The sequence below is a fragment of the Asticcacaulis sp. AC466 genome (genome assembly GCF_000495815.1).
GTDB lineage: Bacteria > Pseudomonadota > Alphaproteobacteria > Caulobacterales > Caulobacteraceae > Asticcacaulis.
In genome coordinates this window covers 48,730-75,544 of sequence record NZ_AWGE01000009.1, presented here as the reverse complement: position 1 = coordinate 75,544, position 26,815 = coordinate 48,730, and the positions used below count along the sequence as shown (strand labels likewise).

Sequence of the window (26,815 nt, the reverse complement as noted above, 5' to 3'; positions counted from 1 at the left end):
CGTCTCATGATAAGTGCGTTATATCGTAGTTATACACGATCGTAAGCGTCTAACGTCAGGCAACGCACCCTAACCTTGGGATCGTCTTGATCCGGGTTACTCTGGCCACAACCGGCTGGAGTGGTGCACGTTTAGCAAAAGACGATCCCATCTTATCAAGTGAGATAGAGATGAAGCTTACGAAACTACCTGCCAGATATGCCACTCTTGTCATGCCCCTGCTGTTGTCGGTCATGATGACTTTTGTTGTGTCGGCTATTTCCACCTTTAAAAACATTGGGCTCGCCAACAATTTTGCCGCCTGCTGGATGGCCGCATGGGGCATGTCATGGGTTATCGCCTTTCCGACCCTGTTGTTGGCCCTGCCATTGGTCAGACGCCTCGTCGCCATGCTTGTCGCGCCCTCACACGGGTAGACGCAAACGAAGGCGGTGCCTCATCCACGAGGATGAGGCACCGTTTCCTTTGGATGCTGAAGCCGGCCCCACCATCGGTGTCTGTCGCGTTCCCAGCGCGGGCGGGGCAGCCGCGCAGACCACCTTTGCAAGTCAATCGCAACTTATCCGTATCCAGGACTTAAGCGTCATCCGGTCCTGCCGGGTCCATCGCCGCACTACGCAGCCCTGTCAGGCTTTTGTCGCCTGAGAGGCCAAAGGCCGGGCAGCCGTGACGGGAATGATCAGGTCCGCCGCCTTAAGCCCCGGTGCGGTGGCGCGCAGCCGAAGCGTGCCAGCCTTGCCGCCCGCCTGAACAATCACTTGGGCCAGGCCATTGAACAAAGAACGGACATTGCCTTTTTCGGGTTCGAGGCTGGTCGGGTCGCCATTCCCCAGACCGATAATCGCGCCGTCATCGATTTCGAAGGTCACCCTGTCCTGCGCCAGCGGCACCGAACGGCCCTTGGCATCCACGGCTTCGACGCGGACCGGCTGGGCATCGAGGCCGGTTGCGGACAATGACTTGCGATCCGCAATCAGCCTTAAAGCTATCGCTGGGCCCGTTGTCTCAACGCGCACGGCCTTGACCAGCTTGCCTTTGCGATAGCCCCGCGCCTCGATGTGGCCGGGTGCATAGGGCACTGTCCAATAGTTCATCTCAAACCGGTTACCTGCCTGGCGCCCCGCCAACTTGCCATTTACAAGCAACTCCACCTCATCAAGATTGGTGCAGGCCATCACGCGCACCTTATCGCCGGACTTCCAGTTCCAGTGCGGCACAAGCGCCAGGACGGGCGTGTCGTTGATCCACTGCGCCTGGTGAATATAGAAGGCGGCCTTTTCGAAGCCGCACAGGTCCATGATGCCGAAATAGGAACTGTTGGACGGAAAGGTGAATGGCGTCGGTTCGCCGTGATAATCAAAGCCTGTCCAGACAAATTGACCGGCAATGTAATCCCGTTCCGCGACCGCCTTCCACGCCGCCCGGTGGGTTTCACCCCATGGCGCCGCTTCGTCGTCATAGGACGCCATGATGTGCTTGTCTTTGTTGGATATATATTCGCCACGCGTCATGAAGGCGGACGTATCTTCCGACGACGAGACCGGAATATTAGGATGCGCCGTATGGAACAGGTCGTACTTGTCCTGCTGATAATTGATACCGACGACATCGACGGCGTGCGCGACGCTTAAAGGTGCATCCAGACCGCCATTCATTGCCGCCGTCACAGGTCGTGTCGTGTCGAGCGCCTTCACCACCGCGCTCATGCGGCGAACCATCTCATATCCCTGCTCGGTTGCCTGCATCGGTTCCTCGTTGAACACGGACCACAGAATGATGCTGGGGTGATTGCGATCGCGCCGGACCAGCCATTCCAGTTGCGCCAGGTAGTCGGGCGAGGCATTGAAATTGCGGTTTTCCGCCATGACCAAAAAGCCATGTCGGTCGCAGGCATCCATCAATGCCTTGTTCTGGGCGTTATGCGAAAACCGGATGGCGTTACATCCCAATGCCTTCAGCTTGCGCAGACGGAAATCGATCACGCCGTCCGGCACCGCCGTACCGACGCCGGCATGATCCTGGTGCAGACAGACACCTTTCAGCTTCATATGTGTGTCATTGAGGAAAAAGCCCTTTTGCGCGTCGAAACGTTCGGTGCGGAACCCACACGTCGTCGTCACCTTATCCAGCGTTTTGTCGCCATCCAGAATATAGGTTTCGACCCGGTAGAGCTGGGGATCGGCCGGGCTCCATAGGCGCGGACGGTTATGGTGCAAAGTCAGGTGCGCGAGTGCCTGCCCAAGCGGCGATACCGTCGCCGTCACCTTGTCCTGCACCAGCAGCCCGACGGTATCGTCCCACAACTCGCTGACTACGGTGACCTGACCGGTCGCCTGTCCTGCGTTATTTAGGGTGACCTCCACCGGGATCTTCCAGTCAGCGGGGCCATCGGGCGATGGAACCGGATGAGCGAACGCGCCGTCAGTTGCGATATGCAAGGCGTCGCGTTTTACGATCCAGGCGTCACGATATATGCCGGCCCCTTCGTACCACCAGCCCTCCATAGCCTCGGCATCCACCCGCACGACCAGAACGTTCCAAGCATCGCCATAGGTCGCATAGGGCGTCAGGTCGATATAGGTCGAGTTGTACCCGCTCCAGTTTCGCGCCACCAGCGTCCCGTTGAACCAGACCGTGGCGAAGGTCGCAATGCCATCGAGTTGTAATTCAATGTGCCGCCCCTTGTCGGCCGGTGTGAATTTCAGGTGATTGCGATACCAGGCGATGCCGCGCTTTCGATAGCCCTGATCGACATTGGCGTCCGCCACGATCGGCTGGAAGCTGGCGAAATCATGCGGCAGGGTTATCCGATCCCAGCCGGCATCGTCATAGGTGGGGCTGGCGGCGCCGCGCGCCCTGCCCGCCTTGGCAGAATTGTAGGTGTCTTCATGGGTTACCAAAAGCGGCATAGCTATGTCGCCCATATGGAACCGCCATCCGGTATTGAGCGACAAGACCTCACGCGGATTGGCTGTCGTGGCGTGAGTGTCGGGCACGGGCGACACAGGCTGGGCGAAAGCCTGGCTTGATACCGGGCCGGATACACCGGCCACAAAAGCGGCAGCACTGATGGTTTTGAACAATTCGCGGCGGTTCATGTCTGTCTCCCTGTTTTCCGGAAGTTAGACATGGAAACGGCGCGCTTTGAACCCCAAAACGCGCCGCCTGCACAATTTGTACTATTTTTTTGCTATACCCAACGCTTACTTCAGCGGCACCAGTGGCACACCGAGCAACCTGACGGCTTCGACGGACGGCTGTCCTTGCGGGAGGTCGTTGTCGGCCTGGAACTTCTGCATGGCCGCGACGGTCTGCTTACCCAGGTGTCCATCGATCGGTCCCGGCTGATACCCCCGGGCGGCCAGGGCGCGCTGCACTTCCATAATCTTTTGCGTCGACGTGTTCTTGCCGCAGATCACTTCGCGCCACACCAACTCTGGCTGGCCTGCGACACGCTCACGTTCGACCTCATCGTAAACGGCGGGCACCGTGTAGGCTTCCGTACGACCTTCACGCACCACCTTCTTGACATGGCGCTTTTCTATCACCGCCGGTATCACAACGTCTTCATAGTGTTCGGCAACATCGACGACGGTATGCTTGACGCGGCGGGTCCTGGCCGGAATATCGACACGACGAACCTGCTCGGGCGTGACTTCGACACGCGTCGTGCGCTTTTGATAGACGCCCGGCACTTGCTCAAGCGACCAAACGTCTTGCGGCGCTCCATGGGCCATATAGTCGGCCACTTCGTCGTCGACCGGCACGCTTTGCGGCGTTTTACCGGGCCAGGTCAACGTCCCATCGGCGCGATACCGCACGGGCGCGTGATCTATCGGCGTGACCATAGGCGCTGCCAACGGCACACCGTCATGGCGCTCCCATTCCCGCCGCGGCGCATCGACCATGACGTGTTCGGTCCGCTTCTCGTAGCGCGGCGGCACCACCTCTTCGCGATAGCTGGCCGGACTCACGACTTCCTCGACCATTTCGGTGTGGGTGACGGCCGGCACCACGCGGCGTTCGACGCGTTCCGGTTCCACGACCACGGTTTCCTCGACCATTTCGATGACCGGCGGCACGGTGCGGGTTTCCGTGCGTTCCGGTTGAACCATGACGTGTTCGCGGTAGGTTTCCACCTTCGGTGCACGCATCAGCCGTGAAAAACACTGGCCCGGAATGGCATTGCGCCGCAATTCCTCCGGCACCTGTTGCCACTCCGGCGAATTGATATCGCCCTTCGGACAGGCGATGGGCTGAGCCGCCGCCTGTTGCGCGGTCATGGCGATGACCTGTTCGACGTGACGATCGCCTTGCGCCTGCCCGTCATAGGCTTCGTCACCGGCGCCGGTTTGAACCACATCCAGCGTTTTGACCGCGACGTCGCGCGATTCTTTGCGGAACTGCTTTGAGACGGGCGGCACGGCGGGCTTGGCTGATGCGACAGCATCCACCGTGGCGAAAACGGGCACGGCCAGGGACAGGCCGGCCAGAACGATAACGGCGGCGCCGGATTTCAGAAAAAGCTTGCGCACAGCAACGGCCCTCAGGAGTAGGAATCTAAAAAACAACCCAAAATTAACCCTTTGTAAACCTTAACGCCAAGCCTGCACACTCTATTAGGGTAAATTAACCCCGATTTTAATCCGACGCCTGAACGTGCCTGCAACGCTTTTAGGCTTGACATTGCAGCGCCCTGTTCCCATTCCCAGCGCATCTTTTTACAGACAGGGTCCCGCCATGATTTCTCGTTACGCCCGCAAGGAAGCCGCCGCCATCTGGGATGCGGCCATGAAGTACAAGATCTGGTTCGAGATCGAAGCCCATGCGGCCACCAAGATGGCCGAGCTTGGCGTCATCCCGGCCGAAGCGGCGCAAACCTTGTGGGAAAAGGGAAAGGATGCAGATTTCGACGCCGACCGCATCGATGAGATCGAACGCACCGTGAAGCATGACGTCATCGCCTTCCTGACCCACGTGTCGGAAATCGTCGGGCCGGAAGCGCGCTTCCTGCACCAGGGCATGACCTCTTCGGACGTGCTGGACACCTGTTTTGCCGTACAACTGCAAAAATCGACCGACCTGCTCATCGAGGATGTCGATCTGGTGCTGGCAGCGTTGAAAAAGCGCGCGCTGGAACACAAGTTCACCCCGACTGTCGGCCGTTCGCATGGCATCCACGCCGAACCAGTGACCTTCGGTCTCAAGCTGGCCGGCTACTACGCCGAGTTCAGCCGCGCCCGTAAACGCCTGGAAACCGCGCGGGAGGAAATCTCGACTTGCGCCATCTCCGGCGCGGTCGGCACCTTCGCCAACGTGTCGCCAGAGGTAGAAGCCTATGTCGCCGAAAAGATGGGCCTGGCGGTGGAGCCGGTCTCGACCCAGGTCATCCCGCGCGACCGTCACGCCGCCTATTTCGCGGCGCTCGGCGTCGTGGCGTCCTCGGTCGAGCGCCTGGCCACCGAAATCCGCCATTTGCAGCGCACCGAAGTGCTGGAAGTCGAGGAGTTTTTCTCGGCAGGTCAAAAGGGCTCTTCGGCCATGCCGCACAAGCGCAACCCAGTCCTGACCGAAAACCTGACCGGCCTGGCCCGTCTCGTCCGATCGGCCGTCGTCCCCGCCATGGAAAATGTCGCCCTGTGGCATGAGCGCGATATCAGCCATTCATCGGTCGAACGCGGCATCGCCCCCGACGCCACCATCCACCTCGACTTTGCCTTGAGGCGCCTGGCCAATGTGGTTGATAACCTTCTTATTTATCCGGCCAACATGGAAAAGAACCTGAACCGCCTGGGCGGCCTGGTGCACAGCCAACGTGTCATGCTGGCCATGACGCAAAAAGGCATGTCGCGTGAAGAGTCCTATGCCGCCGTACAGCGCAATGCCATGAAGGTGTGGCGCGGCGAAGGCAATTTCCTCGACTTCCTGGCAGCCGATGAAGACGTGTCCAAGTTCTTTACGCGCGAACAGCTCGAGCCGTTCTTCAACCTGGACTACCATACCAAGCACGTCGATACGATCTTCACCCGCGTTTTCGGCTGATCCCATGGCCAGCCTGCTGACCGACAGTTTCGACTATGACGGCTACCAAAGCCGCTTCACCGGCAAGGGGCGCATTCGTCTCGAAGGCGCCCTGGCGGCGGAGGACGCCCTGCGCGTCCACCATGCCCTGGAGCAGCAGACCCCGTGGGAATTGCAACTGGTCAACCGCGACGGCAAACCGGATATCCTGTCCGCCGCTGAACTGAACACCCTGTCTGCCGATATCATCCAGACGCGCCTGCAAGATACAGCGCAACGGGCGCAGGACGGCTTGTCCTATCTACGCCTCGGGCTGGACCTGATGGATAGCGAGACAATCGCCCTGGAATCGCTCACCGCCGTGCTCAAATCGGCGGATTTCGCCGGCTTCTGCGAACGGTTGACTGGGCTGTCCGGGCTGGAACTGATCAGTCTCAGCGCGGTCTGTTATCGCAATGGCGACTTCTTCACCCAACATACCGACCAGCATGTCCGCCTGGGTTTCGAATGGAATTTCACCCAGGGCTGGCGGTCTGACTGGGGCGGCCAGATGCTGTTCCATTCGCCATCGGGCGACATCGAAGGCGGCATCATGCCGCGCTTCAACGACCTGTCGCTGTTCGCTGGCGATCAACCGCGCTCCATAGCATCGGTGGCCCCCTACGCCGGCGGCCCGCGCTTTTCGATCACCGGGCGTTTCGGCTAGACCCGCTACGGGGTTTAAGACCCCGTGACCGGCGGCGGCGGCGGCGGCGCATCGACCGGCTGGGTTTCCAACGGCGGCGGCGGCGGTGGCGCGCCAATAGGCTGGGTGTCCAGCGCATGCGGCTTAGGGACGGCCGCGCAACCGGCAACGGCTGAAATCACGGCGACGGCCAAAACGGCTTTCAGAATGGAGTCTATTGTTCTCATCGGATGCACTCTAACCTCGGCAGATGGATATGAGTTTACCGACACTGATGGCGCCATCCAACGTCTTGTTGGCTGTCAGTGTCGCTATGGCCTTGCCGTCCTTCTGAATAACGGGCGGTTTGGTCGCATAGGGGTTAAACGCGGACTGCGGCGACGATGCCGATCCATAAACCCCATAGGTGTTGAAAATCGACGTCTTGGAATACGGGCTGCCATAGACGCCATAGGAATTAAACAGCGAATCCTTGTCCTGAGGCACCGCGATCTTGCCCAGATAGGTGCCGTCGTCGGCAAGGACGCGGCCGCCCATATATTGTGGGCACGCCGCCTGAACACCGCCCGCCGTCATGAGAACCAAACCTGTAACGAATGCCATTTCCTTCATTACCGACCCCGGTTCTGCGATTTTTAAAGCTTAGCTTTTTAACGCTTCTCTTGCCTGGGCCAGGAACTCCGCCGCCTTGGTGCGCACCTCCGATTCACGGATAGCGATGTTGGACGCAGTCAAGTCACCCAGAACCTTGCGAATCACATCTTCTTCGGACGGCTGCTCACCGTCGGCGCGCACAACAGCCTGGGCATAACTTTCCGACGACTTCCCGGCAAGGCCCATCTTTTGCGCCGCCCATAGCGCCATCATACGGTTCCGGTTCGCCGCCGCCTGAAACTCAAAGGCATCGCTACCGGCAAGCGGTTGTTCAACAGGCAGTTTATCAGGATTGGCAGGCGGCATGTGACGGAGAACCTTTCAGGCTTATTAAGTTTTAGTTCTCCTTTCGTCCCGACGCAACTGGAACCAACAGTTATCGACCAAAATCTTCCGGGTTGGGTCTGCCGCGCCGCAGCCGATGCAAAAAAGAGATGAAATCATCCGTTCCCGCCCTGTACAGAACACAAGTTTTTGTTTATTTGCGGCGGCAACGCGCATCCCTTATGATGCACAGCCAAAGCGCCCGGTCCCATAACCATTGCGCGGCCGATGTCAGCCGATGCTTCTCATGGGCGCCGCACATCTCACGGCCTTTTTGGCTGAACCCATTTTTTGGAAATTTTTCCAAGCCTGGACATAGTGAAATGACCACCAAGAACCGCAAGAAAATCTACGAAGGCAAGGCCAAGATCCTGTACGAAGGGCCGGAGCCCGGCACGCTCGTCCAGTACTTCAAGGATGACGCCACCGCCTTCAATGGTGAAAAGAAGGCACAACTGGAAGGCAAGGGCGTCATCAATAACCGCATCAGCGAGTTCGTGATGACCAAGCTGACGCAGATCGGCGTTCAGAACCATTTCATCAAGCGCCTCAATCTGCGCGAACAATTGATCCGCGAAGTCGAGATCATTCCGCTGGAAGTCGTCTGCCGCAATGTGGTTGCCGGCTCGATGGCCAAGCGCTTCGACCTGCCCGAAGGCCAGGCCCTGCCACGGTCGATCATTGAATTCTATTACAAGAATGACGCGCTTAACGATCCGCTGGTCACCGAAGAGCACATCACCGCTTTCAACTGGGCCCAGACCCAGGAGATCGACGACATCCTGGCCATGACCCTGCGCGTCAACGATTTCCTGTCCGGTATGTTCGCCGCCGTCGGCATTACCCTGGTCGATTTCAAGATAGAGTATGGTCGCCTGTTTGAAGGCGAGTTCTCGCGCGTCATCCTGGCTGACGAGATCAGCCCCGACTCCTGTCGCCTGTGGGATACGGCCAGTGGCGAAAAGCTCGATAAGGACCGCTTCCGTCGCGACATGGGCAATGTCATCGAAAGCTATACCGAGGTCGCCAAGCGTCTCGGCATCATGGGCGATATGCCGCGCGTGATCGAAGGGGGAGCCCAATAATGAAGGCCAAGGTTCACGTCTATCTGAAACCCGGCGTGCTCGATGTTCAGGGTAAGGCCGTCGAAGGCGCCCTGCATGGCCTTGGCTGGGACGGCGTGTCAAACGTCCGCGTCGGCAAGCTGCTCGAGTTCGACCTGGACGGGTCCGATGCCGAAGCCGCGAAGGGCGAGTTGAAAGCCATGTGCGAAAAGCTGCTCGCCAACACGGTCATCGAATCCTACAAGGTTGAGGTCGCGTAACATGGCATTCAAAGCCGCCGTTCTCGTTTTTCCCGGTTCCAACTGTGACCGCGACTGCAAGACCGCCGTCGAAACGACGGTTGGCGGCCAGGTCGATATGGTGTGGCACGAAGAAACGGCCCTGCCGTCCGGTCTGGACCTGATCGTCATCCCAGGCGGTTTTTCCTACGGAGACTACCTGCGTTGCGGCGCGATGGCCTCACTGTCACCGATCATGCAGGCCGTAAAGGCCGAGGCCGCACGCGGCGTTTCGGTGCTTGGCATCTGCAACGGCTTCCAGATTCTGTGTGAAAGCGGCCTGCTGCCCGGCGCCCTTCTGCGCAATTCCGGCCTCAAATATGTCTGCAAGCCGATCGAGCTGAAGATCGAGAACCGCAATACGCGTTTCACCTCGGCCTATGGCAACGCCCAGAGCGTATGGATGACGCAAGGCAATGGCGACGGCAACTTCTTTGCCGATGACGCCACCCTGGCCGCAATCGAAGACAACGATCAGGTCGTCTTCCGATATGCTGAAAACCCCAATGGGTCCGTCAACGACATTGCTGGCATCGTCAATGCCAAGGGCAATGTTCTGGGCATGATGCCGCACCCCGACCGCGCCTTCGAAGCCTCGCTGGGGTCTGCCGATGGCGCGCCCCTGTTCCAAAGCCTCGTCAACAGCCTGCAAACCGCCTGATAGGCTAAGGTCGCTTGCTAATCGCGATCCACGTGATAATCGTATACGATTATCACGTGGAGACGATCCGATGACGATGCGCACCCTTCTGGCAAGCCTGGTTCTCAGCGCCCTCATGCTCGGCCCGGCGAACGCCGCCCCGTCCGTCAGCGACGCTGATGTCACTCTCCGCGACTTCCATTTTCATTCGGGCGAAACCTTGCCCGCCTTGCGGATGCATTACCGTACGCTCGGTACGCCACACCGCGATGCCCAAGGCCGGATCGACAACGCCGTGATGATCCTGCACGGCACAGGCGGGTCCGGCGCTCAATTCCTGGCACCCTATTTCGCCGATGTGCTTTATGGGGCCGGCCAGCCGCTCGACACCACAAAATACTTTATCATCCTGCCCGACAGCATCGGTCACGGCGGCTCGTCCAAGCCGAGCGACGGCTTGAAGATGGCCTTTCCCAAATATGACTATGACGACATGGTTGAAGCCCAAAGGCTAATGTTGAAAGACGGGCTTGGCATTACGCATCTACGCCTGATATTCGGCACATCGATGGGGTGCATGCATATTTTCGTCTGGGCCGAAGCCCATCCGGATTTTGCCGACGCCCTTATGCCAATGGCTTGCCAGCCGGTAGAAATCGCCGGGCGCAACCGCATGTGGCGCGTCGGCGCCATGGATGCAATCCGTGCCGATCCCGCCTGGCAGAACGGTGACTATAAGACTCCGCCTGTCCAGGGCCTGCGCACCGCCGCCAGCCTCTCCCTGATCGCCGGCAGTGCACCGGAATACCTACAGGCCAACTTCCCCACCCGCGAAAAGGCCGAAACCTATTGGCGCGCACGGATCGAGGCGGATATCGCCTCACGCGACGCGAACGATTTCCTCTACCAGTTCGACGCATCGCGGAATTACAATCCCTGGCCGGACCTTGAAAAAATCACCGCCCCCATGACCTGGATAAATTCGGCTGACGATTTCATAAATCCGCCGGAACTTGGGGCGCCCGATCTGGCGCTCAAACGCCTGAAAACAGTCCGGTTCCGGCTAATACCGTCGTCGCCCGATACGCGCGGACACGGAACCCATACCTGGGCGAAATTCTGGAAGGACGACCTGTCGGACCTGCTGAAACGCACCGCCAAATAGGCGGCGCTTTACAAAGCCGCCACGACCTGTAAACCTCGTTTCAAGCGTAACAGGGGTCCGGTCATGTGGCGGTCATTGAGTTTGGTATTGGCAGCGGCCTTCGTCTTGGTGGGGTGCAACCCTAAGGTCGATACAACCAAGCTGGGCTATCACAAGCAGACCTGCTCCATTCTCTATTTCGGCATCAAGAAGGTCGAATGCGGAACCCTTGTCGTCGAAGAAACCCGCGGCGCGAACAATGGGCGCACGGTTGCCCTGCCCGTCGTCATTCAACGCGCCACGGCTGCCAATGCCAAACCGGACCCGGTTATCATGCTGCACGGCGGCCCCGGCGGCGGCATGGTCGATAACCTATGGCTGGCCCTGCGTAAAACGGATCGCGTCACGGCGGATCGCGACTGGATTTTCTTTGACCAACGCGGCACGGGTAAATCGAACCCCAGTCTGGATTGCGGTCAGGCGCCGCTGTCCGACGCGGGCGTGACCAGCGAGGCCGGCGTCAAACAATTGCAGGCCTGCGGCCAGAAATATGCCGCCCAGGGCTTCGATCTGTCGCAATACAACAGCGCCGTCATCGCCAAGGATATCCATGACCTGCGCATGGCGCTGGGCATCAAGGCCTATAACCTCTACGGCGGCTCATACGGTACGCGCGTCGCTATGGCCGTGATGCAGCATGACCCGGCCGGTCTGCGCGCCGCCGTCCTGTCGTCGACATGGCCGCCGGAAGCCAACGCGACCGCGCCCCTGCCCGCCCTGGTGTCGCGAGAAACCCGCCAGGTTCTCGGCTATTGCGCCGCCGACGCGGCCTGTAATGCAAAATTCCCCAATATGGAAAAGCGGCTGGACGACCTGCTGCGCACCTGGCTGGTCAAACCGGCCACCGTCAAAGGCCACACCTACACGGCCGATCTGTTAGCCGCCTTCCTGCTCGATGAAATCTATTCCCGCGAGGGTGCGCAAAGCCTGCCCCTGACGCTCGACACCTTGATGAAGGGCGACTACACCGCGCTTGCCAATTTTGAGAAAACGCAGGCGGGCTATACCGAGGGCCAGTTCTTTACCACCCTGTGCAAGGAGGAATTTGCGTTCGAAAATCCCGCTGATCTCGACAAGGTAAACCCGAACGATCCTATCGCGGTTGCAACCGCCCACGATACCCGGCGGTTCTTCGAGGTCTGCAAGGCATTTCCGGTCGGCGCGCCCGATCCGGTCGAAAACCAGCCCCTGACCAGCGACATTCCAACCCTGATGCTGTCGGCTGATATCGACGCCGGGTGTCCATCCGAACTGTCCGATGAAGCGGTCAAGCGCCTGAGTCGGGGAAAGAACTACTTCTTCCCTAACCGCACCCACACCATCGCCGGCAGCACTTGCGCCAAGAAGATGATTGCACAATTCATCGAAACCGCCGATGCCAATGTCGATGCGACCTGCATCAAGACCGACCAGCCGAAATTTCAATTCAATCTCGGAAAGAAATAAGGCGTTTTACCGTTGAGTGCGCGGATTGAATCCCCTATATCCGCGCCATGAGCACACACGCCCCCGCCCCGCAAAAAACCATGGCCGAAAAGGCCGCTGAATATGGCCTCAAGGCTGACGAATACCAGGTCATACTGGACCGTCTCGGCCGGGAACCGAACGACGTCGAACTGGGGGTCTTCTCGGTGATGTGGTCGGAACACTGCTCCTACAAATCGTCCCGCCTGCACCTGCGCAAATTCCCGGTCACCGGCCCGCGCGTCATCTGCGGTCCCGGTGAAAACGCCGGCGTCATTGATATCGACGACGGCCAGGCCTGCATTTTCAAAATGGAATCGCACAACCACCCGTCCTTCATCGAGCCGTATCAAGGCGCGGCGACGGGCGTGGGCGGGATCATGCGCGACGTCTTCACTATGGGTGCTCGCCCGGTGGCTTTGCTCAATGCCTTGCGTTTTGGTGAACCGGACCACCCCAAGACCCGCCGTCTGGTCGAAGGCGTCGTTTCGGGTATCGGTGGCTATGGCAACTGCGTCGGCGTGCCGACGGTGGCCGGCGAGACCAACTTCCACGCGGGCTATAACGGCAACATTCTGGTCAACGCCATGTGCGTTGGCCTGGCCGATGCCGACAAGATCTTCTATTCCGCTGCGCCTGAGCCGGGCCTGCCCGTCGTCTATTTCGGCTCGAAAACTGGCCGCGACGGAATCCACGGCGCCACTATGGCGTCGGTCGAATTTTCGGAAGACTCAGAAGAAAAGCGCCCGACCGTGCAGGTTGGCGACCCCTTCGCCGAAAAGCTGCTGATCGAAGCCACCCTGGAACTGATGGCGTCAGGCGCCGTCGCCGCCATTCAGGATATGGGCGCGGCCGGCCTCACCTCTTCGTCCGTCGAAATGGCCGGCAAGGGCGGCCTGGGCATCACGCTCGACCTCGACCAGGTGCCGCAACGCGAAACCAACATGACGGCCTATGAAATGATGCTGTCGGAAAGCCAGGAGCGCATGCTGGCTATTCTGAAGCCGGGCCGCGAACAAGACGGCTATCGCATCTTCAAGAAGTGGGGCCTGGACGCCGCCGTCATCGGCGAAACCAACACGTCGGGCCGTATCGTGCTCAAGCACAAGGGCGAGGTCGTTTGCGACCTGCCTTTGGCGCCTCTGTCCGACGATGCCCCCCTCTATGACCGTCCGTGGGTCGAACCCACCGTTGAGCCGGAACTGACCGAAGCCGATGTGCCCGCCCATGATCTGAATTCTGCCCTGCTCAAAGTCATTTCCTGTCCGGATGAGGCGTCCAAGCGCTGGCTGTGGGAACAGTACGACCGCCATGTCATGGCCGACACCCTGGCCGATTCCTCGACCGGACACGATGCCGGCATGGTCCGCGTCCATGGTACGCGCAAAGCGCTGGCCGTCACGTCGGATTGCACCCCGCGGTACGTCAAGGCCAACCCCTACGAAGGCGGCAAGCAAGCCGTGGCGGAAGCTTGGCGCAACCTGACGGCTGTCGGCGCCGAACCTATCGCCATCACGGACAACCTCAATTTCGGCAGCCCCGAAAAGCCCGAAACCATGGGCCAGATCGTGCGCGCTATCGATGGCATGGCCGAGGCCTGCCGGGTACTCAGCTTCCCGGTCGTGTCAGGGAATGTGTCGCTCTACAACGAAACCAATGGCGTTTCGATCCCGCCTACGCCGACTGTCGGCGCTGTCGGCCTTTTGAAGGATTACGATCAGCGCGTCGGCTTCAATAAGGTCCAGCCGGGCCAGGTCATTGTCCTGATCGGCGAAACCAAGGGCGAAATGGGCTCGTCGCTTTACCTGCGCGAAGTCTGCGGCGTCGAAAAGGGCGCACCGCCGAAGGTCGACCTCGAAGCGGAAAAGAACAACGGCACTCTGGTGCGCCGCCTCATCAAGTCAGGCGTCGCCAAGGGCGTTCACGATCTCAGCGATGGCGGTTTACTGTCGGGTGCGGTCGATATTGTCTTGTCGTCAAAGACCGGTCTGAACCTGAAGAACCCAACCGATCTGAGCGATCATGTCTTCGGTTTCGCCGAAGATCAGGCGCGTTACCTAGTGGCCGTCGACGAGGCGTCCGCGCATCTGGTCGTCGCCCAGGCCGCAGAGGCCGAAGTTCCCGCGGCTGTCATCGGTGTCGCCGGCGGAACGGACCTGAGCTATGCCGGGCTTTCCCTGTCTATCGAAGCTCTGCGCCAGGCGCACGAAGCCTGGCTCCCGGCCTATATGGCGGGCAATGAAGCTTAATCGCCACCTATATGATGTCCAGTTTACGGCCGCGTCAGCGGCCGTTTTCTTTGCGTGCCATACCTAGCAGGCTGCTCTGAAATTGCACGTTTTGCTGGTCGATTTAAACCTCTCTTAACCGAATTACGGCCTAGTCTAAACGCGGTGTCGTTCGACCCTCAGCCTTCCACAGTGCATTTTGACGATTTCAATCGGGGCGATTCTGATCATGACCACGATGCGCGTGCCTTTCGCCAGCTGCGGCCTTTTTGGCGAGGGGCTGTAATATGCGCTACCGTCCGTTCGGCCGCTCCGGTCTGGCGCTTTCGACGATAGGTCTGCGCCTCAGCTTCGACAAGCTCAACAAGAACCGTGCGCTCCTGCAGAAGCTGATCGTTTCCGCTATGGAAAACGGTATCAATACCTATTCCTTCGATACCTGCGATGTCGGCTTCCTGAAATGCGCCGCCGAAGCCTTTTCGGTGGTGGAACGCAAGTTACTGTTCATTTCACTGACTGCCCATGAGCCGCACCAGTCTCCCAGTGAAGACACCTATGCCCTCGCCGGACTGAAAGATCGTCTGCGCGGCGCGGTTAAGGAAACTGGCCTGCACTGGATCGACCTACTGTTTTTCGGGCAGCCGGGCGCGGGAGCCCTACCCGAAGCCAGCCTCAACTTCCTGAAAAGCCTGCAACGCTCCAAGATGCTGCGCTATCTCGGCGCCATGGCCGAAACCGAAGACCTGGCCGCCGTAATCAAGACGGGCAAATTCGACGTCGTAAAGACCAGCTTCGATATCGACTCAAGCTGGGACAAACGGCGTCAGATCGATTTCGCTGTGACACGGGATATGAACGTCATCGCTACGGATTTTTTTCCGTCAATGTACCGCAACGCCGAGGATGTTGTCCCCAAGGAGGCCAGACGCGGCTTCTTCGGATTCAGCAAGGCAAAAAATCCGCTCGCCGGCGCCGGAACGCACGCTTTCCTGCATCAGACCGCCGATTGGACGCCGGAACAACTGTGCCTGGGCTATGCTTTGTCGCAACCCAGCATGTCGTGCATACTGATTGATGCCGAAAGCCCGGAGCACCTAGAATCCCTGGCGGGCGTGCCGGAGCGCCACCTCCCCTCTTCCGTTCCAGCACAGATCGAAATGGCCCGCTTCAACGAGCAGCCGAGAACTGGCTGATGGCAAACGTCTGTCTTTGTGGGGCGCACCGATATCAGGCATCGGCTTCATTTGGTGTGAAATCGTACATCGGGTCTTTATTTAACGCCTTGCCGGGCCTATATGCTGTGTCAGTTCATTGACAGGAGAGCGTAGCGTGAGCGCGGAAACCGACGTCCAAACCTTTATCGACACCACCATCAAGGGTCACAATGTCGTCCTGTTCATGAAGGGCACGCCCGATCAGCCGCGTTGCGGGTTCTCCAGCCTCGTGGTCCAGGTACTCGACCATCTCGGCGCGGAATATATCGGCGTCGATGTCCTCCAAGACAATGATCTTCGCGAAGGCGTAAAAGTCTATAGCGACTGGCCGACAATTCCCCAACTGTACGTCAAGGGCGAATTCATCGGCGGCGCCGATATCGTGCGCGAAATGTTCCAGTCCGGTGAATTGAAAACCGCGCTGGCCGAACAGGGCCTGATTGAGGCCTAACCTCTCCTGTAGCGTCTCGACATAACCTATCGTATATGGTTACCTCGACATATGCTCGGGGGACCATATTATGCTTGTCTTGCGAAAAGCGACTGCCGTTTTTGCCGCCGGCCTGATTGCCTCAGGCGCCGCGCACGCTGAAACCGCCAAATGGCTGCGCGCAGACAGCCCGCATTTCACGGTCTACAGCGACAATAGTGAAACCGTCACACGCGCCTACCTGCATCGTCTTGAACAATACCGCTACGTTTTAGGCATTTTCCACAATAGAGATGCGGAGGACGATGCCAATACGCCGCGCATGACCGTGTACTTCGTCGACGGCCTGGCCGACATCCGTAAAACCTGGCCAGACGTCAAGCAAGGCGTCATGGGCTATTACAAGGCGTGCGACCAGGGGGCGGCCGCTTTCGCCATCTATCAGGATGATTTTACGACCCGAAAAGCCTCAAGTGTCGAGAAACAGAAGGAAAACCTGAGCCAGGTCGTTCTGTTCCACGAATATGCGCATACCTTCATGATGCAGAACAGCGACGTGAAGTATCCAAAGTGGTTCATTGAGGGCTACGCGGAATTTTACAGCACGATCCGCCTTGAGGGCGATAAGGCCGAAGTGGGTACAGCATCGGCCATGCGTGCCGGCGATCTGATCAATTCCGCTCCCTTGCCCTACGAAGACATTCTGCGTGACAAGCCTTATATCCACAAGGCGCCGGCCGACATAAATAGGTTCTACGCCCAGTCCTGGCTGCTATCGCACTACATCCTGTCCGATCCCGCGCGCAGACAGGCTTTTGATACCTATCTCGAAGCGTTCGACAAGGGGGAAGACCCGGTGTCTGCCTTCGAAAAAGCGTTCGGCATACCGATCAAGACCCTGCAGAAAACCCTGCGTACCTATATGCTGAAGAACCTGATGGCGACGGTTTATCGCATCAAGGATATGCCGGATTCGGACATCACAATTGCCCCCATGCCGGTTTCCGCCAACCGCCTGTTGCTGTCGGATGCCGCTGTACGCGTTTGCCCGTCGCGCGATTTCGGTCAGGTCCTTTTGAAGTCTATCGAAACCGAGGCAGCCAAATATCCCGGCGAAGACTATGCCCGTATGGTTCTGGCACGCGCCCAGATCATTGTCGGTGATGAAAGTCAGGCGCTCGGCTATCTGCGCGCCTACGCCCAGGCCCATCCAGATGACGCCGAAAGCCATTACCGGCTAGGCCAAACCCTGTTCCTGATGACTGTTCACGGGCAAATCGAGAAGGGCGAGACGCGCGCCAGCCAGATGAAACAAGCACGCCAAACCTTGTACAAGGCCTATAAGCTCGATCCCCTGAACGCGCCGAACCTCTACTACTATTCTCGGACCCTGGGCGATGACGGCGTGACCGACAATGCCATCAATGCCGCCGTACAGGCACACTATCTGGCGCCATCCGTCGACGAGTATGCCGTGCGCGCCGCCTGGCTTCTGGTGTCGCGCGATCGTGCTGAAGAGGCCAAGGAGATGCTTTATCCCTTGGCGAACAATCCGCACAATCAGGATATGTCGCAGTGGGCGGGCAATATCCTGACCGCCATCGATCGCCACGCCTCAAAGGAAGAGTTACTGAGATTGCTAAGGGGCGAGCGCAAGAGCGAAGACCACGACGAGACGCCAGGTGGAGACGCCACCCCCGCAAAACCCGACACACCTGCGAAATAAGAAAAACCCCGGAAGATCGCTCTTCCGGGGTTTTCCAATTCGGTATTCCGAAGCTTAGGACGAATAATATTCGACGATCAGGTTCGGTTCCATCTTCACCGGATACGGCACTTCGGCCAATTCCGGCAGGCGGACCAGACGGGCCTTCATGGCCTTGGCGTCCAGTTCGATATAGTCCGGCACGTCACGCTCAGGCGATTGCAGGGCTTCGAGGACCAGAGCCATGTTGCGCGAACGCTCACGGACTTCGACGACGTCTTCCGGCTTGACACGGTAAGACGCGATGTTGACGCGCTTGCCATTGACCAGGACGTGACCATGGTTGACGAACTGACGGGCCGCCCAGACGGTCGGCACGAACTTGGCGCGGTAAACCAGGGCATCCAGGCGAGTTTCCAGCAGGGCGATCAGGTTTTCCGAGGTGTTACCCTTGCGGCGATCCGCCTCTTCATAGGTGCGCAGGAACTGCTTTTCGGTGATGTTACCGTAGTAACCCTTCAGCTTCTGCTTGGCGCGCAGCTGGACGCCGAAATCGGAGATCTTCGACTTACGGCGCTGACCGTGCTGGCCAGGGCCATAGGAGCGCTTGTTGACGGGGGACTTGGGACGGCCCCACAGGTTTTCACCCATGACGCGGTCGAGCTTGTACTTGGCGCTATGGCGCTTCGACATATCGTACCTTCGATATCTAACCCCGACCGGCCTATCGCGGACTTGCGACAGGCGATTGCAACGGCGGCTCAGGATCAACCCGTAATAAGCCCCTGGCCTGGGGCCGGGACTTGAAGTGGCGCCTTATGTCGGATTGGAGGGCGGAAGTCAAGCGCCATAAGGCAAAAATCACGCAAATCCGCCCTTGCGCCCTCCGGGCGACTGGCTTTAACTGGCTGGCAGGATCATGACGAAATCTGGCCTGACTAGGCATCGTTTGGCTAGGCATCGTTTGGAAGGACAAGGTATGGCAGCCGAAACCCCCATCCGCGTCCGCAGCCGGGAAGAACTGGTCTTCCTGCTCGCTGAAGCGGCGGAAATCGAGCACAATCTGATGTGCTGCTATCTTTTCGCGGCGTTTTCCTTAAAATCGGAAGCCGATGGTCTTACACCAGAGCAGGCCCGGGTGGTCGCTGGCTGGCGGCGCGATATCATCGGCATCGCCGTCGAAGAAATGTCTCATCTGGCGCTGGTCGCCAACATCACCATAGCGGTTGGGGGCTCTCCTCATTTCGGCCGCCCGAATTTTCCAATCGCTGCCGGTTATCACCCGTCAGGCGTCGTCGTAGAACTGCATCCGTTCAACAAATCGACGCTCGACCACTTCATCTATCTGGAACGCCCCGAAGGCGCCGACCGGCCGGACGGCGCCGGTTTCGATGCGGTGAAAGCTGAGTATGATCGCAATATGGACGGCGATCGGCTGATGCCCAACGGCCAGGATTACGCCACGGTCGGCCACCTGTACCGGGGAATCCGTCAGGCGCTGGAAGACCTGAGCGCCCGACTGGGCGAAGACAAGTTGTTTATCGGCGACATGTCTTTGCAGGTTGGTCCGGATCTCACACCTCTGCCCGGCCTGACCGTTGTCAAATGCCTGAAGACCGCGCTGACCGCTTGCGACACCATTGTCGACCAAGGGGAAGGCGCCAATGGCGACAATGCCCGCTCCCATTACAATCGCTTCCTGGCCATGTGCGACGCCTATCACAAGATGGAAGCGGCAGACGCGGGCTTTACGCCCTCCCGCCCGGTCGCCGCCAATCCCGTCATGCGCAAAGGACCGGCCAGCCGCAATGTGTGGGTCGATGCACCCGAAGCGGCGCGTGTCATGGATCTGGTCAACGCGATTTACAATATTATGCTGCGGGCGCTGACACAGGGGTTTGCCGACCCTGACCCGGTACGCAAGCAGGCCTTCATCGACGTGGCCATCGACGGAATGTATGCCTTGACGCCGGTGGCCGAGCACCTCACGACGCTCAAGGCGTCCACGACCGTGCCGGACGTGACTGCCGGTATGTCCTTCGCCACCTTGCGTGATGTCACCCCGCTGCCTGACGGCAGGCCCGCCCTTCTGTTCGTCGCCGAACGCCTTGAAGAACTGTCCACCGGTGCAAGGCGCGTTCTGACCGGCGCACTGGCGGACGGCACGGCCAGCCGGCTGGCCACCCTGGCCGAAAAATTACGCCATATACGTCCATCCCCGCCACAGGAGTCTCCCGTCATGGCCGAACCTCAACCCGGAAAAGCGGAAACCAAGGGGTACGAAAACGGCCAGGCGCCCGCTGTCGAACGGGCCGAGGGCAAGGATGTCATTATCGAATTCGAAGCCAAACGGTGCATTCATGCCCGGTTCTGCGTCCTGCAGCAGCCCGGCGTCTTCAAGGCCAATGTCGTCGGCCCGTGGATTGTTCCCGATGACGCCGACTGCGCTGACAATCTGGTGACGACTGCCCAGAACTGCCCGTCCGGCGCCATCCAGTACAGCCGAAAGGATGGCCGTCCCCAGGAAATGCCGCCTCAGGTCAATCTGATCCAGGTGCGCGAAAACGGGCCCAATGCCTTCCGGGGCAATCTGATACTCGATGGTGAACCGATCGGCTATCGCGCCACCTTATGCCGATGCGGGCGATCAAAGAACAAGCCCTTCTGCGACGGACAGCATAAGGAAGGCGATGATCCGTTCCACGCCACCGGAGAGCCCGACACCGGCGACGTCACCGCCCTGGAGGTGCGAGACGGCGAGGTTCACATCGCGCCGCAGAAAAACGGCCCCTTGCGACTGTCGGGTAATCTGGAGGTCTTAAGCGGCACCGGCCGAACGATCCGCAAGGCACAAGCCTTGCAACTATGCCGATGCGGTCATTCCGCCAACAAGCCGTACTGCGATGGCAGCCATGCCCGCGTTGGCTTCGTCAGCGAGTAGAGATAGTCAAGCCGCCTGTGGATATAGTTAATCATTGAGCAAGGGATTCAGGTGACAACTGGACCATATATCGTTGCCACAGGTCCCAATCATGTTTTCACGCTCTCTTCCCGTCAAGATCGCCATCATCAGCGCGGCATCGCTGGCGCTCGTTTTTGGCGCAAGCAGCTTCATCCTGTCGCAAGGGACGAATCGTAGCCTGAACGGGCAGACGGATGCCCTTCAGGCCGATGTCGCCGAAAAGGAAGCCAATACGGTGCGCAACCACCTCGATCAGGCCGCGACCGTCGCCGATGATATCGCCGCCGCATCCCTGGCTGTACGAGGCGCTGGCAGCGACGAACGCGCGATGCAGGATAATCTGCTGAAGGGGATTCTGGAAAAGCACCCCGACATACTGGGCACCTATACCGCCTGGGAACCAAACGCTCTCGATGGAAAGGACGCCGCCTTTGTCGGCAAGCCCGGTCACGACGCAAGCGGTCGCTACGTTCCGTACTGGAACCGCGGTGCAGGTAAGGTTGTCCGCGAAGCCCTGATCGACTATGACAAGCCCGGCGCCGGCGACTATTATCTCCGCCCCAAGACCGAGGGACGCGCGGTCGCAATGGAGCCGTATGTGTATCCGGTCGGCGGCAAGGACGTGCTGATGACCTCGTTCACGCGCCCTCTCACCATTGATGGGCACTTTGTCGGCATTGCCGGTGTCGATGTCGATCTCGGCACCTTGAATGCACAGCTTGGCGCCATTAAGCCGTTCGATACCGGACTTGTCGCCTTGGTCAGCAAGACCGGATTGGCCGTCAGCTATCCCAATGCAAAGGCGGTTGGCAAACCCCTCAAGGAGGTTGACCCCGGTGCGGCAGATGCGGCAGCGAAGGCGATTTCCACTAATAAGGTCGTGAAATTCGACGCCAAGGGCCCCGATGGCAAGCCTTGGCGATACCTGGCCTCTCCTATCGCTGCGGCTGGCACTCAGGACACCTGGGCCGTGGTGGTTCAGGTTCCCGTTTCTACGCTGACGGCCCAGGTCGATCACAACAACCGCTTCATGCTGGGCATTTCCCTGTTGTGCATACTGGTAGCGGCGGCGCTCGTCTTCTTTGTGCTCTACTCCCTCGTCGGCAAGCCGCTGAACAGCCTGAAATCCAGCTTCGACCGTATGGCTGGCGGCGACCACAACGCCGATGTGCCCGAAGCTCGGCGCATCGATGAAATCGGCTTGATCGGCAAAGCGGTTATGGCCTTCCGTGAAGGCCTGCGTAACCGCGCCCATGAGGAATCCGAAGCTGAGATACAGCGCCAGCTGCTCTCCGAGCGCGAACGCCAAGACGCCATGAGCCGCCTGGCCAGCGAATTCGAACGGGCGGTAGGTTCGATTGTCAGCGAGGTATCCCTCGCCTCCGGTGAAATGAAAACGTCCGCCGAGGCGCTCAATTCCATCGCCTCGCGGACCTCCGGCCAGACCACCTCCATTGCGTCCGCTACGGAGCAGGCGGCGGCAAACGTCCGCACGGTTGCCGCCGCATCAGAAGAATTGTCGAGCTCCATCCAGGAAATCACATCCAAGGCTCAAATGTCCTCTACCATCGCCTTGCAGGCGGTCGAACAGGCGAACCTGTCCGACGCCCGCATCAAGGACCTGGAAGCGGCGGCGGGCAAGGTCGGTGAAGTCGTCAGCCTGATTCAGGCGATCGCCCAACAAACTAACCTGTTGGCTCTCAATGCCACGATCGAGGCCGCGCGCGCGGGTGACGCCGGCAAGGGTTTTGCGGTTGTAGCGACCGAGGTGAAGACGCTAGCGGCCCAGACCGCCAAGGCAACCGAGGATATCAGCTCGCATATAGGTACAATCCAGTCAGCCACCACCGGCACCATAGACGCAATCAGCGCCATCCGAGCCACTATCGATGAAATGAACCAGATCGCCCAGGCCATTACGGGCAACATGGAACAACAGGGCGCGGCGACGACGGACATCGCGCGAAATGTGCACGAAGCCGCCAAGGGCACGGATGAAGTCGCCAGCCACGTCTACGCCATGGCGGAAGCGACCCAGGAAACCGGCCGCGCCTCGACCGTAGCCCTGGACACGGCATCCCGGCTGGTGGAACAATCCAGCCATATGCAGGAACAAATCGCCCGCTTCGTATCCCAGATTCGCCAACGCTGATCGCGACCTGCCAGAGCAGAACAGGAACCGGGTGTCAAAACGTTTTCGGCGACTAAATATTAATCACGCCGGGTTATCCACATGAACGCATTCCGTGTTTGATGGTAAATCCGCATGACAATCAAAGCGAAAATCCTGTCCCTGGTCGCCGCTTTTACCCTCTTGGCCGGGGGCATTACGTTACTCGGGTTGAAAACCATGTCGGACTACGACCGGATTATCACCGACTATAATCGAACGGCCAGCAACAGCTTCCGGGGCGAACGCCTGAACCGCTATCTGACTCGCGTCGCGTTGGAATTTCGCGGCATCTATATGTCTAAAAGCGAAGATGAAGCCCGCCAGGCGGCGGATCGCGTCGACGTCGCGGCAAACCAGCTGGCAGGCTTTATGACCGATTGGCGAAAAACACTGAAACCTGGCGAAATTCCCGAATTTGACAGCGTTCAGACCAAGGCGATGAAACTCGTCAACGGAGGGCACAAGGTTGCCAACGTTACCCGCACCCAGGGCCTGAAAGCCGCCGACGCGTTCGGCAACACAGCCGATCACGTCACCTTCCGCGAAAAAATGCAGGCGGAAATCGACGGCATGGTGGAGCGCCTGGCCGTAGAACAGATACGCAGCCAGCGAGCACTGGACCATTTCAAGCAGACTCGTCAGTACCAGTTCGTGCTGATTGCCGGGTCCGGCATCCTCCTGATGCTGACTGGGTCACTGTGGATCGCCATCGGCGCCATTGCCGGGCCGCTAACGCGTGTCCGTCAATCCATGATCCGTATTTCCGAAGGCGCTTACGATACGCCCATCCCTCAAGGGGGTGACAGTGAAATCGGCGAGGTATGGCGGGCCCTAAGTATTCTCAAGGACCGCGCGGTGGATGCCGAACATCACGCAAAGGAAAAGCTGAAAGCTGAACAGTCCCTACGCGAACTTGTTCTGGATTAGGGTAATATACAGCCTTATGTCTGAGCGTGATGGCATATTGCCTCTACGTCCCTAACAAAAGTGCCCCATATAGGCACGTCAAGCGTCCTTTTTGTGGAACAGAAGTTTGTCGATTCTGCGTTCGTCCATGTCGATGATTTCGACCTTGTACGCACCAATGGCAACAATCTCACCTTCGCGTGGAAAGCGGCCAAGCTTGTGCAGGACCGCGCCGGCAACGGTATGATACCCGGCGCCTGTTTCAAAATCCTCACCTATCGCATCGCCCAGTTCCACCAGGTCGGCGCGCCCGTCGACGAGGAAGGAACCGTCTTCGCGCCGAACGATCATCAGGCGGTCTTCGTCGTGTGACTCGTTGAAATCGCCTGCGATCATTTCCAGCAGGTCCGTCGGGGTCAGCAGTCCTTCAAACCCGCCGTATTCATTGACCACAAAGGCCATGTGCATCTTCGATTCCTTGAAGCGTTCAAGCGCTTGCAACAGCGAGGTTGTTACGGGAATGAAGATGGGTTCCTTGATAAGGCTGGCGAGGTCGAGGCTCTGCCCACTCAATAACGCGTCCGCGACATCGCTCTTGTGCGCAACACCGATGGGCTCTTCGACGTCTTCCCCGGCAACGACGACAAAGCGCGAATAGGGACAGGCGCGAATGCGTTCGACAACCGTTTCGGCAGCATCATCCATGGCGACGCGATATACTGCCGTTCTGGGCGTCATGGCCACGCGGACCGGCCGGTCGCCCAGACGCATCACTTCGGTGATCATTATCTGTTCGGCCGGCTCAATCAGCCCCGCGCCCATACCTTCCGCCAGGGCAGATTCAACTTCTTCCTGGGTAATCGTCTCACCGGACCTCTCCTTGATGCCTAACAGACGCAAGAGCAGACCGGTCGAAAAGGTCAGAAGCGTGACAAACGGGCCCATGGCGCTGGCCAAGAAAGACAAGGGCCGCGCCACGATACTGGCTATGGACTCAGGAAACAGCATGGCCAGGCGCTTTGGCACCAGTTCCCCGATGATCAGCGACAGATAGGTCAACAGGACCACCACCACCGCCGTGGCGATGGGATTGGAATAGGCTGCCAGCGCTGGAATGGTATTCAACGTCTTGTCGAGTTCAGCTGCGATCGTCGCCTGACCATAGGCGCCGGCCAGGATGCCGATCAGGGTAATGCCGATCTGGACGGCGGACAGGAAGCGGTTGGGATCACTCGACAGTTTTAGCGCCGCGGCGGCGCCCAGATCGCCCTTGTCAGCGCGGCTTTGCAATTTGGCGCGGCGGGAGGAAACAACCGCCAATTCGGACATGGAAAAAAGGCCGTTCAGCACCACAAGGAGGAGCACGACGGCGCTGGCGAAGAGTAACATTAAGGGAAAATCCGGCGAAGCCTGATGCGGCTACTCGTTAAGCCTAACGGGTAAAGGCTTCCCGCACATCTGACATCTGCGTGATTATTTGGAAATGATAGCCAGCTTCAGATTTGCCACCGGCGCATTGGCGATCTGAATCGCATATAGCCCCGGATCCAGCTTGAAATCCACGGTCTTGCGAACCGTGGTGCAGGCGGGCCCATGATCGTGGGATACGGATTTGACAATGGCACCGTCCTTCACGACATCGATCCACGCCTTGCCATCCAGGGCGATGCCGTAGGTTCCGCCCTCGGCGAGCTTGAGCGACAGCAATCCGCCGAATGTATTGGCAACAAGCGGCTTATCCGCAGACACGGGATAAATGATCTGGGCAACCGGTGACAGAGTCAATGCATAGGCGTGTCCAGGGGTGACATCGGGCGACTTCGCCGCGTCGGTGGCGGGCACCAGGCTCTGCGTCGCCTTCCAAGCCGCCCAGCTCGCTGGCAGGTTATCGTCGGACGGCGCGGCACATGTTGCGGGCTTAGTCGCGTCCTCGGCATGAGCCAGTGGCGCAAAGGCGGTGATGGCGAGTATAAGGCCGACACGCATCATGGAAACCTCCTATAGTCGCGCGGCGTGAAAGGCGATGTGGTCGTCGATGAAGCTCTGGATGAAGTAGTAGCTGTGATCGTATCCATCATGATAGCGCAGGGTCAGTTTCTGACCGGCCGTCGCCGCAGCCTGCTCTAACAAGTCGGGCATCAATTGCTTTTCAAGGAACGGATCGGCGAGTCCCTGATCGACCAGGATGTCGTCAAACGCCTTTCCCATACCATTCGCTAGAAGCAGCGCGGCATCGTGCCCCTCCCAGACGCTATGATCATTACCCATATAGGCGGCGAAGGCCTTCTGACCCCAGGGGGAGCGGCTCGGCGACGATATGGGAGAAAATGCCGAAACCGACTTGTAGAGATGCGGATGCTTCATCGCCAATGTCAGGGCGCCGTGCCCACCCATGGAGTGACCGAAAATACCGCGCCGCTTCGGGTCGGCGGGAAAGTTGGCTTCGACGGCTTCGATAAGATCCTCGGTAACGTAAGATTCCATCCTGAAATGTGGCGCCCACGGCGCCTGGGTGGCGTTGACATAAAACCCCGCCCCCTGCCCCAGATCGGCGGCGTCATCATCTGCGACCGAAGCCCCGCGCGGGCTGGTGTCCGGCGCGACAATGATCAGGCCTGCCTCGGAGGCCTTGCGATAGGCGCCGGCCTTTTCGGTGAAATTATTGGCACTGCATGTCAGGCCGGATAGCCAGTAGAGCGTGGGAAACGGCGCATCCGTGCGCAGTTCGGCAACGTCCGGCACGAATACGCTGGCCGACATAGACGTACCGGTGGCGGCGCTGTCATGCTTTATAAAATAGAGAATACCGTCGTAAATACGGTGCTGGGATAGAAATTCCACTGAATACATGCCTTGCGCCCTG

At 59.1% G+C, this 26,815-nt stretch carries 24 protein-coding genes; 15 read left to right on the top strand and 9 right to left on the bottom strand.

The annotated features are described in order from the left end of the window. Window positions 1–170: 170 nt before the first annotated feature. Window positions 171–416 carry a DUF2798 domain-containing protein gene (locus AEAC466_RS33615; protein ID WP_031238758.1) on the top strand — a complete coding sequence of 82 codons (246 nt, stop codon included), beginning with the start codon at window positions 171–173 and terminating at the stop codon, window positions 414–416. A 210-nt stretch (window positions 417–626) separates the two neighbouring features. Here the strand turns inward: AEAC466_RS33615 and galA are convergent, their stop codons facing one another. Further along, window positions 627–3,098 carry a beta-galactosidase GalA gene (galA, locus tag AEAC466_RS33610; protein WP_023458234.1) on the bottom strand — a complete coding sequence of 824 codons (2,472 nt, stop codon included), beginning with the start codon at window positions 3,096–3,098 and terminating at the stop codon, window positions 627–629. 105 nt (window positions 3,099–3,203) lie between these two features. Beyond that, window positions 3,204–4,535, bottom strand: a complete 1,332-nt coding sequence (locus AEAC466_RS33605) for a peptidoglycan-binding domain-containing protein (RefSeq protein ID WP_023458233.1) — start codon at window positions 4,533–4,535, stop codon at window positions 3,204–3,206. 205 nt (window positions 4,536–4,740) lie between these two features. Between AEAC466_RS33605 and purB the strand changes: the two genes are divergently transcribed. Together purB and AEAC466_RS33595 are read left to right on the top strand one after the other, a co-directional pair. Beyond that, window positions 4,741–6,042: an adenylosuccinate lyase gene (purB, locus tag AEAC466_RS33600; RefSeq protein ID WP_023458232.1), complete on the top strand. Its 1,302-nt coding sequence runs from the start codon at window positions 4,741–4,743 to the stop codon at window positions 6,040–6,042. Window positions 6,043–6,046: 4 nt separating this feature from the next. Continuing rightward, window positions 6,047–6,727: a 2OG-Fe(II) oxygenase family protein gene (locus tag AEAC466_RS33595; protein WP_023458231.1), complete on the top strand. Its 681-nt coding sequence runs from the start codon at window positions 6,047–6,049 to the stop codon at window positions 6,725–6,727. Window positions 6,728–6,741: 14 nt separating this feature from the next. Here AEAC466_RS33595 and AEAC466_RS44455 read toward each other — a convergent pair whose 3' ends face one another. The 3 genes from AEAC466_RS44455 to AEAC466_RS33585 are packed head-to-tail and all read right to left on the bottom strand — an operon-like array spanning window position 6,742 to window position 7,666. Continuing rightward, window positions 6,742–6,933 carry a hypothetical protein gene (locus AEAC466_RS44455; protein ID WP_155913614.1) on the bottom strand — a complete coding sequence of 64 codons (192 nt, stop codon included), beginning with the start codon at window positions 6,931–6,933 and terminating at the stop codon, window positions 6,742–6,744. A 10-nt stretch (window positions 6,934–6,943) separates the two neighbouring features. Beyond that, the gene (locus AEAC466_RS33590) at window positions 6,944–7,318 is read right to left on the bottom strand and encodes a hypothetical protein (protein WP_023458229.1); all 375 of its coding nucleotides are present in this window, start codon (window positions 7,316–7,318) and stop codon (window positions 6,944–6,946) included. Window positions 7,319–7,348: 30 nt separating this feature from the next. After that, window positions 7,349–7,666 (bottom strand): DUF1476 domain-containing protein, encoded by a 318-nt coding sequence (locus AEAC466_RS33585; RefSeq protein WP_023458228.1) that lies wholly within the window; start codon window positions 7,664–7,666, stop codon window positions 7,349–7,351. Window positions 7,667–8,007: 341 nt separating this feature from the next. On the opposite strand from AEAC466_RS33585, the gene purC reads away from it, so the two are divergent. From purC to AEAC466_RS33540, 9 genes are all read left to right on the top strand, one after another. Further along, on the top strand, window positions 8,008–8,769 hold the full coding sequence (purC, locus tag AEAC466_RS33580; RefSeq protein ID WP_023458227.1) for a phosphoribosylaminoimidazolesuccinocarboxamide synthase: 762 nt from the start codon (window positions 8,008–8,010) through the stop codon (window positions 8,767–8,769). Beyond that, on the top strand, window positions 8,769–9,008 hold the full coding sequence (gene purS / locus AEAC466_RS33575; RefSeq protein WP_023458226.1) for a phosphoribosylformylglycinamidine synthase subunit PurS: 240 nt from the start codon (window positions 8,769–8,771) through the stop codon (window positions 9,006–9,008). Before purC ends, purS begins: the two co-directional genes overlap by 1 nt. Before the next feature lies 1 nt (window position 9,009). Further along, the gene (gene purQ, locus AEAC466_RS33570) at window positions 9,010–9,687 is read left to right on the top strand and encodes a phosphoribosylformylglycinamidine synthase subunit PurQ (protein WP_023458225.1); all 678 of its coding nucleotides are present in this window, start codon (window positions 9,010–9,012) and stop codon (window positions 9,685–9,687) included. Between the two features lie 70 nt (window positions 9,688–9,757). Next, window positions 9,758–10,831 (top strand): alpha/beta fold hydrolase, encoded by a 1,074-nt coding sequence (locus AEAC466_RS33565; protein ID WP_023458224.1) that lies wholly within the window; start codon window positions 9,758–9,760, stop codon window positions 10,829–10,831. Window positions 10,832–10,894: 63 nt separating this feature from the next. Beyond that, window positions 10,895–12,316 carry an alpha/beta fold hydrolase gene (locus AEAC466_RS33560; protein ID WP_023458223.1) on the top strand — a complete coding sequence of 474 codons (1,422 nt, stop codon included), beginning with the start codon at window positions 10,895–10,897 and terminating at the stop codon, window positions 12,314–12,316. A gap of 47 nt (window positions 12,317–12,363) precedes the next feature. Further along, the gene (gene purL, locus AEAC466_RS33555; protein WP_031238756.1) at window positions 12,364–14,583 is read left to right on the top strand and encodes a phosphoribosylformylglycinamidine synthase subunit PurL; all 2,220 of its coding nucleotides are present in this window, start codon (window positions 12,364–12,366) and stop codon (window positions 14,581–14,583) included. Between the two features lie 266 nt (window positions 14,584–14,849). Then, complete coding sequence (locus AEAC466_RS33550; RefSeq protein ID WP_023458221.1) at window positions 14,850–15,755, top strand: aldo/keto reductase; 906 nt, start codon at window positions 14,850–14,852, stop codon at window positions 15,753–15,755. A 136-nt stretch (window positions 15,756–15,891) separates the two neighbouring features. Further along, entirely contained in the window at window positions 15,892–16,227 is a 336-nt protein-coding gene (gene grxD, locus AEAC466_RS33545) for a Grx4 family monothiol glutaredoxin (protein WP_023458220.1), read from the top strand. Between the two features lie 70 nt (window positions 16,228–16,297). Then, a complete protein-coding gene (locus AEAC466_RS33540; protein ID WP_023458219.1) occupies window positions 16,298–17,932 on the top strand; it encodes a hypothetical protein in 1,635 nt (544 codons plus the stop codon). A gap of 54 nt (window positions 17,933–17,986) precedes the next feature. Here AEAC466_RS33540 and rpsD read toward each other — a convergent pair whose 3' ends face one another. Then, on the bottom strand, window positions 17,987–18,604 hold the full coding sequence (gene rpsD, locus AEAC466_RS33535; RefSeq protein WP_023458218.1) for a 30S ribosomal protein S4: 618 nt from the start codon (window positions 18,602–18,604) through the stop codon (window positions 17,987–17,989). Window positions 18,605–18,890: 286 nt separating this feature from the next. Here rpsD and AEAC466_RS45020 point away from each other — a divergent pair, with 286 nt between their 5' ends. The 3 genes from AEAC466_RS45020 to AEAC466_RS33525 all read left to right on the top strand — a co-directional run bounded on the left by AEAC466_RS45020 (window position 18,891) and on the right by AEAC466_RS33525 (window position 23,973). Continuing rightward, window positions 18,891–20,852 (top strand): ferritin-like domain-containing protein, encoded by a 1,962-nt coding sequence (locus AEAC466_RS45020; protein ID WP_023458217.1) that lies wholly within the window; start codon window positions 18,891–18,893, stop codon window positions 20,850–20,852. A 91-nt stretch (window positions 20,853–20,943) separates the two neighbouring features. Beyond that, a complete protein-coding gene (locus tag AEAC466_RS33530) occupies window positions 20,944–23,025 on the top strand; it encodes a methyl-accepting chemotaxis protein (RefSeq protein WP_023458216.1) in 2,082 nt (693 codons plus the stop codon). 114 nt (window positions 23,026–23,139) lie between these two features. Continuing rightward, window positions 23,140–23,973, top strand: a complete 834-nt coding sequence (locus AEAC466_RS33525; RefSeq protein ID WP_023458215.1) for a HAMP domain-containing protein — start codon at window positions 23,140–23,142, stop codon at window positions 23,971–23,973. Window positions 23,974–24,051: 78 nt separating this feature from the next. On the opposite strand, the gene AEAC466_RS33520 is transcribed toward AEAC466_RS33525, so the two are convergent. From AEAC466_RS33520 to fghA, 3 genes are all read right to left on the bottom strand, one after another. Then, complete coding sequence (locus tag AEAC466_RS33520; protein ID WP_023458214.1) at window positions 24,052–25,341, bottom strand: hemolysin family protein; 1,290 nt, start codon at window positions 25,339–25,341, stop codon at window positions 24,052–24,054. Between the two features lie 84 nt (window positions 25,342–25,425). Further along, entirely contained in the window at window positions 25,426–25,941 is a 516-nt protein-coding gene (locus AEAC466_RS33515) for a hypothetical protein (RefSeq protein ID WP_052025115.1), read from the bottom strand. A 9-nt stretch (window positions 25,942–25,950) separates the two neighbouring features. After that, on the bottom strand, window positions 25,951–26,802 hold the full coding sequence (gene fghA, locus AEAC466_RS33510) for an S-formylglutathione hydrolase (RefSeq protein ID WP_023458212.1): 852 nt from the start codon (window positions 26,800–26,802) through the stop codon (window positions 25,951–25,953). Window positions 26,803–26,815: the final 13 nt, after the last annotated feature.

Coding starts and splice junctions, on each gene's coding strand:
- AEAC466_RS33525 (WP_023458215.1), top strand. CDS start 23,140: ATGACAATCAAAGCGAAAATCCTGTCCCTGGTCGCCGCTTTTACCCTC.
- AEAC466_RS33590 (WP_023458229.1), bottom strand. CDS start 7,318: ATGAAGGAAATGGCATTCGTTACAGGTTTGGTTCTCATGACGGCGGGC.
- purL (WP_031238756.1), top strand. CDS start 12,364: ATGAGCACACACGCCCCCGCCCCGCAAAAAACCATGGCCGAAAAGGCC.
- AEAC466_RS33520 (WP_023458214.1), bottom strand. CDS start 25,341: ATGTTACTCTTCGCCAGCGCCGTCGTGCTCCTCCTTGTGGTGCTGAAC.
- purQ (WP_023458225.1), top strand. CDS start 9,010: ATGGCATTCAAAGCCGCCGTTCTCGTTTTTCCCGGTTCCAACTGTGAC.
- AEAC466_RS33615 (WP_031238758.1), top strand. CDS start 171: ATGAAGCTTACGAAACTACCTGCCAGATATGCCACTCTTGTCATGCCC.
- AEAC466_RS33595 (WP_023458231.1), top strand. CDS start 6,047: ATGGCCAGCCTGCTGACCGACAGTTTCGACTATGACGGCTACCAAAGC.
- purS (WP_023458226.1), top strand. CDS start 8,769: ATGAAGGCCAAGGTTCACGTCTATCTGAAACCCGGCGTGCTCGATGTT.
- AEAC466_RS33560 (WP_023458223.1), top strand. CDS start 10,895: ATGTGGCGGTCATTGAGTTTGGTATTGGCAGCGGCCTTCGTCTTGGTG.
- AEAC466_RS33530 (WP_023458216.1), top strand. CDS start 20,944: ATGTTTTCACGCTCTCTTCCCGTCAAGATCGCCATCATCAGCGCGGCA.
- AEAC466_RS33550 (WP_023458221.1), top strand. CDS start 14,850: ATGCGCTACCGTCCGTTCGGCCGCTCCGGTCTGGCGCTTTCGACGATA.
- purC (WP_023458227.1), top strand. CDS start 8,008: ATGACCACCAAGAACCGCAAGAAAATCTACGAAGGCAAGGCCAAGATC.
- fghA (WP_023458212.1), bottom strand. CDS start 26,802: ATGTATTCAGTGGAATTTCTATCCCAGCACCGTATTTACGACGGTATT.
- AEAC466_RS33515 (WP_052025115.1), bottom strand. CDS start 25,941: ATGATGCGTGTCGGCCTTATACTCGCCATCACCGCCTTTGCGCCACTG.
- AEAC466_RS33565 (WP_023458224.1), top strand. CDS start 9,758: ATGACGATGCGCACCCTTCTGGCAAGCCTGGTTCTCAGCGCCCTCATG.
- purB (WP_023458232.1), top strand. CDS start 4,741: ATGATTTCTCGTTACGCCCGCAAGGAAGCCGCCGCCATCTGGGATGCG.
- galA (WP_023458234.1), bottom strand. CDS start 3,098: ATGAACCGCCGCGAATTGTTCAAAACCATCAGTGCTGCCGCTTTTGTG.
- AEAC466_RS44455 (WP_155913614.1), bottom strand. CDS start 6,933: ATGAGAACAATAGACTCCATTCTGAAAGCCGTTTTGGCCGTCGCCGTG.
- rpsD (WP_023458218.1), bottom strand. CDS start 18,604: ATGTCGAAGCGCCATAGCGCCAAGTACAAGCTCGACCGCGTCATGGGT.
- AEAC466_RS33585 (WP_023458228.1), bottom strand. CDS start 7,666: ATGCCGCCTGCCAATCCTGATAAACTGCCTGTTGAACAACCGCTTGCC.
- AEAC466_RS45020 (WP_023458217.1), top strand. CDS start 18,891: ATGGCAGCCGAAACCCCCATCCGCGTCCGCAGCCGGGAAGAACTGGTC.
- AEAC466_RS33540 (WP_023458219.1), top strand. CDS start 16,298: ATGCTTGTCTTGCGAAAAGCGACTGCCGTTTTTGCCGCCGGCCTGATT.